This is a genomic window from Cypionkella sp. TWP1-2-1b2 (assembly GCF_049896245.1).
GTDB lineage: Bacteria > Pseudomonadota > Alphaproteobacteria > Rhodobacterales > Rhodobacteraceae > Cypionkella.
In genome coordinates this window covers 1-4,467 of record NZ_JAFCTX010000084.1, presented here as the reverse complement: position 1 = coordinate 4,467, position 4,467 = coordinate 1, and the positions used below count along the sequence as shown (strand labels likewise).

Annotated in this window: 4 protein-coding genes and 1 pseudogene; 3 read left to right on the top strand and 2 right to left on the bottom strand. The window is 62.0% G+C overall.

Annotated elements, in window-relative coordinates:
- The first annotated feature begins 113 nt into the window (after window positions 1–113).
- Complete coding sequence (locus ACP7AP_RS24000; RefSeq protein WP_426038411.1) at window positions 114–272, top strand: hypothetical protein; 159 nt, start codon at window positions 114–116, stop codon at window positions 270–272.
- A gap of 20 nt (window positions 273–292) precedes the next feature.
- On the opposite strand, the gene ACP7AP_RS23995 is transcribed toward ACP7AP_RS24000, so the two are convergent.
- Window positions 293–1,858, bottom strand: a complete 1,566-nt coding sequence (locus ACP7AP_RS23995) for a glycerol-3-phosphate dehydrogenase/oxidase (protein ID WP_426038409.1) — start codon at window positions 1,856–1,858, stop codon at window positions 293–295.
- Entirely contained in the window at window positions 1,851–2,888 is a 1,038-nt protein-coding gene (locus tag ACP7AP_RS23990) for an alcohol dehydrogenase catalytic domain-containing protein (RefSeq protein WP_426038407.1), read from the bottom strand. Before ACP7AP_RS23990 ends, ACP7AP_RS23995 begins: the two co-directional genes overlap by 8 nt.
- A gap of 216 nt (window positions 2,889–3,104) precedes the next feature.
- Between ACP7AP_RS23990 and ACP7AP_RS23985 the strand changes: the two genes are divergently transcribed.
- Entirely contained in the window at window positions 3,105–4,052 is a 948-nt protein-coding gene (locus ACP7AP_RS23985) for a carbohydrate kinase family protein (RefSeq protein ID WP_426038405.1), read from the top strand.
- 112 nt (window positions 4,053–4,164) lie between these two features.
- Window positions 4,165–4,467 (top strand): annotated as a pseudogene (locus tag ACP7AP_RS23980) (sugar-binding transcriptional regulator); the annotation flags it as partial.

The following is a 4,467-nucleotide window of genomic DNA, read 5'->3' as shown; positions in this document are numbered from 1 at the left end:
TCAGCAACTGCCGCAGTCAGCCCTTGGCAGCAAGACACCCTTGCAGGCGATGAAGGACTGGCACAAACTTAAGCCGGAGTTGTTCACGAAACAGCCCTATCACCTTCCGGGATGTGACACTTACCATTCTGGGCACCTTCGCCGGATCGCTGCTGATCGGCACGATCAATAACGGGCTGATCATCATGGGGCTGGACGTCAGCGAGCAAATGATGGTTTCCGGTGGCATCATCATTCTGGCCGTGGCGCTCGGGAAAAAGCCTGCGTCCTGACCGGCGCAGGACCGCCCTGATCAGGTTAGCAGCGCGGCAATCTCGGCGCGCACTGGTGCGGTGTCGCGCCCGGTCAGGCCGATCAGGGTGCGGCGGAACAGGATGTCGTCGATGCCTGTGACGCGTTCGGTCCGGGCAATGTGGCGAATTTCCTCAGTCGCAAAATCGCTGATATTGTCCAGCATTTCTTCGCCCGCCCCGGCCAGCGTTGCCAGATACGCCCCGGCCCGCGTGCCGTAGCGCGACAGCAGAATATCGGCGCGATCCACCGTCACCCCGCCCAGACCCGCAAGCTGCCCCACCAACGCCTGCCGCCCGGCCACATCGCGAGGAAACCCAAGCCCGCCGCCGATGGCAAGCCCTGCGGTTGAGACCGTCCGCCCCCGCCCCAGATCGGCCAGCACCCGGTCAGTTGCAAGTTCGGCAAAGGCGCGGAAGGTTGTCCATTTGCCGCCGATCAGGCAATGCACGAGCGCCGCACCCCCCGGCAGCGTCAGCGTGACGATCGAATGGTCGCGAGTGACTGATGCCACCACACCATCCGAACGGGGCAAGGGACGGACGCCGCAGAACCGGCAAACGATCTGTTCGGGGCGGATCGGAATATCCGGGAACACCTCGGCCACGGCGCGGCACAGATACTCCGCCTCGTCATCGCTGCACAGCGCCGTATCCGGGTTGGCGTGTTTGATGTCGGTGGCCCCGACAAGCACCTTGCCCGCAAAGGGATAGAGCAGATTAACCCGCCCGTCCGGAGTGCCAAAATAGATCATCCGGCCGTTCAGAGCGCGCAAAAGCGCCGGGCTGTCCACCACCAGATGCGACCCGCGACTGCCGCCCATCAACTGCGTGGGCAACCCCAACGCCCCGTTCACGCTGTCGATCCACGCGCCGCCCGCGTTGACGATCACCTGCGCCCGGGCCCTGCGCTGCCCGCTGCGGGCACTGCGCCAAGTCAGAATACCGTCGGCCACCTGCACCACTTCGGCGTGGTTTTCGGCCCGCCCAGACGGATTTGCAGCCTCGCCGTCCAGCACCAGTTCCAGCCCCAACCGCTCGGCATGGGTGATATGGCCCTCGTAATACACACCCGCGCCGGAAATGTCGGCGGCAAGGTCTGGTAGCAGGCGATGCAACCCATGACGGCGCAGCATGCGGTGCCCGGGCATCGACTGCAGCGCGCGCCCATAAAGATCATACAGCATCAACCCTGCCGCCGTGATCGCATAGCCACGGTCTGCAATCTTTGTCCTGATCCCCAGAAACCGCGCCGCAGACCCGACAATTCCGCCCCAGACGGATTTCACCGGCACCACGCATTCCAGCGGCTGCACATAATGCGGGGCCGTGGCCAGCAGCATGTTGCGTTCCACCAGTGACTCGCGCACCAGCCTAAATTCGCCTGTTTCCAGATACTTCAGTCCACCATGCATCAACCGAGATGACGCCGCCGACGCGCCGGAACAGAAATCACCCCGTTCCAGCAGCAGCACCCGCACCCCCTGCAAGGCAAGGTCGCGGAACGTGGCGCATCCGTTGATGCCACCACCGATGATGACAACATCCCACGCCTCGATGTCAGACATCGGTGATGGCAACTTTCATCGCGGCCCCGCTTTCCGCCATGGCAAAGGCGGCGGCGACCTCTTGCAGGCCGTACCGGTGCGTGACCATGTCGCGCAGGTCGATCCGCCCGTCGGTCACCATGTTCAGGGCATCCTCATAGTCCCGGCGCGACAGGCCGAACGACCCCGTCACACGCAATTCGTCATAGTGGATCGCGTTGACATCAAGCGTGCCCAATTCACCGTTGCTGAAGCCCGCAAACAGGCTAATCCCCCCGCCCTTGGCCGCAAGCCCGACCGCCTGCGCCGCGAGTGACGGAATACCGATGGCGCAGATCACCACATTGGCCCCTTGCCCCCGGGTTTCGCTGCGCACCGCTGCCCGCAGGTCGACCGCGCTTGGGTCGATCACCACATCGGCCCCCGCCTGCAATGCTGCCGCGCGCCGCGCCGCGTTCGGCTCACTCACGATCACCCGGGATGCACCCCGCAGGCGCGCCAGCTTGACATGCAGCGCGCCGATGGGTCCAGCACCCAGAATTACGACCTTATCGCCCTGCTGCAGCCCCACCTTGTTCTGACCGTTCAGCACACACGCAAAGGGTTCGATCAACGCCGCATCGCAATCTGTAACGGTGTCCGACAGTACATGAACGTTTCCTAGCTCAACGGCACGCGCCGGTATCCGGATGTACTCGGCGAAGGCGCCATCAATCTCATATCCGATGGCCTGAAGGTCGGGGCACAGGTTTTCAAGACCCCTCAGGCACTGCGTACAGCGCCCGCAGGGAATGGCCGGGCAAACACCAACCCGCAGACCGGGGGTGTAGGTTTCAGAGCCGCCCGACGCGATGATCTCGCCAGAAAATTCGTGCCCGATCACCGAAGGATAGCGGATACCAGCCGTCTTGCGCCCGCGGTACACCCGGATATCGGTGCCACAAATCGTGGTTGCTTTGACGCGCAGAATCAGATCCCCCGGCTCCAGAACCGGATCATCCCTCAGGGCCAGCCGCATGTCGTGCGGAGCGTACAGGATCGCAGCCTTCATCAAAGCACTCCTTTATTTTCAAAACAAATATATATTCAAATTTACAAATGCGCAAATTAAAAACGGTGTGAATTTCCGCTGAATGCAGATAATTGATCCTCTGCGGGCTTCTCTTGAAGGTCATTACGGCTGACCATGTGAACGCTTTCGATCACTTACATTGACATGTTGCCAAATGTTCAGGCATATTGGCCCCGTGTCGCCAGGGAGGGTACCATGCGCTACGACTATGTTTCCGTCGGTTTTTACACCTTCGATTGTCTCGGCTGGCCGGTCTCAGATATCCCGCCGGGTGGTGGCACATCTTTTGTCGACGAAATCACCCTGGCCGTATCTGGGGCCGCCGGCACTGCGGCCATCGTTGCGGCAAAACTTGGTCTCAGAACACTCGCGGTCGGCGGTTATGGCTGCGACATGATGGGGGACTGGGCCGTCACCCGGTTGGAGGGTTTTGGTATCGACACCTCGGGTCTGCAACGACTGCAAGGGGTGCCGACATCGTCGTCAATCGTTCTGACGCGTCTGGACGGATCGCGCCCTGCCCTGCACGTCAAGGGTGCTACCGGGCATTTCGTGGTCGAGCCTGCCGATTTCGACCGGATCACCGACACACGGGTGTTCCATATGGGCGGCGTCGGTCTGATGGATGCGATGGACGGGCCGCGCAATGCCGCCCTGATGGCCCATGCCAAGGCACGCGGTTGCATTACCACTGTCGATATCTTTGCCGGGTCCGCAAGCGACCTGCCGGATATTGATGCCGTGCTGCCCTATACCGACTATTTCATCCCGTCGGTTGAGGAAGCGCACGCACTGACCGGGCTGACCGATCTTGATCAGATGGCCACCTTTTTTATCGCCCGTGGCGCTGGTGCCTGCGTCTTTACCCTTGGGGCAGACGGGGCTTATTACCGGGACCGCACGGGCCTGACCTTCCGTATTCCGGCCTTCGCCGTGGATGTGCGGTGCACCTGCGGCTGCGGCGACGTCTTCAATGCGGGTTTTGCCGCAGGTCTGCTGAACGGAATGTCACCGCAGGAGTCGGTTCGCCTGGCACAGGCATCTTCGGCGCTGAACGCTACCGGACTCGGCAGTCAGGCCGGGGTCGTGTCGCTGCCTGAAACGCTGGCATTCATGCGGACCTGTTCGGTACAGACCGCGTGAATTCCGCAACCGCACAGGTCTGGCGGCAGGAACCTCCTTGCAGTCTGTCCGCGAACCTTTCAAGCTGTTGGCATCGATGCGGGCTTGGCCGCACACAGCACGGAGGGACTGCGTGAGCGACGCCGGGGTATCAGAGGACGTCAAGACGCGGATCGCCTGGCTTTACTATGTCGAGGGGTTGACCCAGGACGAAGTGGCCAACAAGGTTGGCATGAACAGGTCACGCGTTCTGCGAATTCTGTCTGCGGCGCGGCTGGATGGAACCGTTCAGATCCGCGTCACAACCCGCCTGTCACGTTGTGTCGAACTGGAACGCGCGCTTGAGGAGCGCTGGGGGCTGACACAAGCCATCGTTGTACCCACCCCTCAGGATGAAAACCAACTGCGCCACATCATCGGGGCAGAGGTTGGCGCG

What these genes read in the sequence shown, in the direction of transcription:
- ACP7AP_RS23995 (WP_426038409.1), bottom strand. Translation starts at nt 1,858, where the DNA reads ATGTCTGACATCGAGGCGTGGGATGTTGTCATCATCGGTGGTGGCATC.
- ACP7AP_RS23990 (WP_426038407.1), bottom strand. Translation starts at nt 2,888, where the DNA reads ATGAAGGCTGCGATCCTGTACGCTCCGCACGACATGCGGCTGGCCCTG.
- ACP7AP_RS23985 (WP_426038405.1), top strand. Translation starts at nt 3,105, where the DNA reads ATGCGCTACGACTATGTTTCCGTCGGTTTTTACACCTTCGATTGTCTC.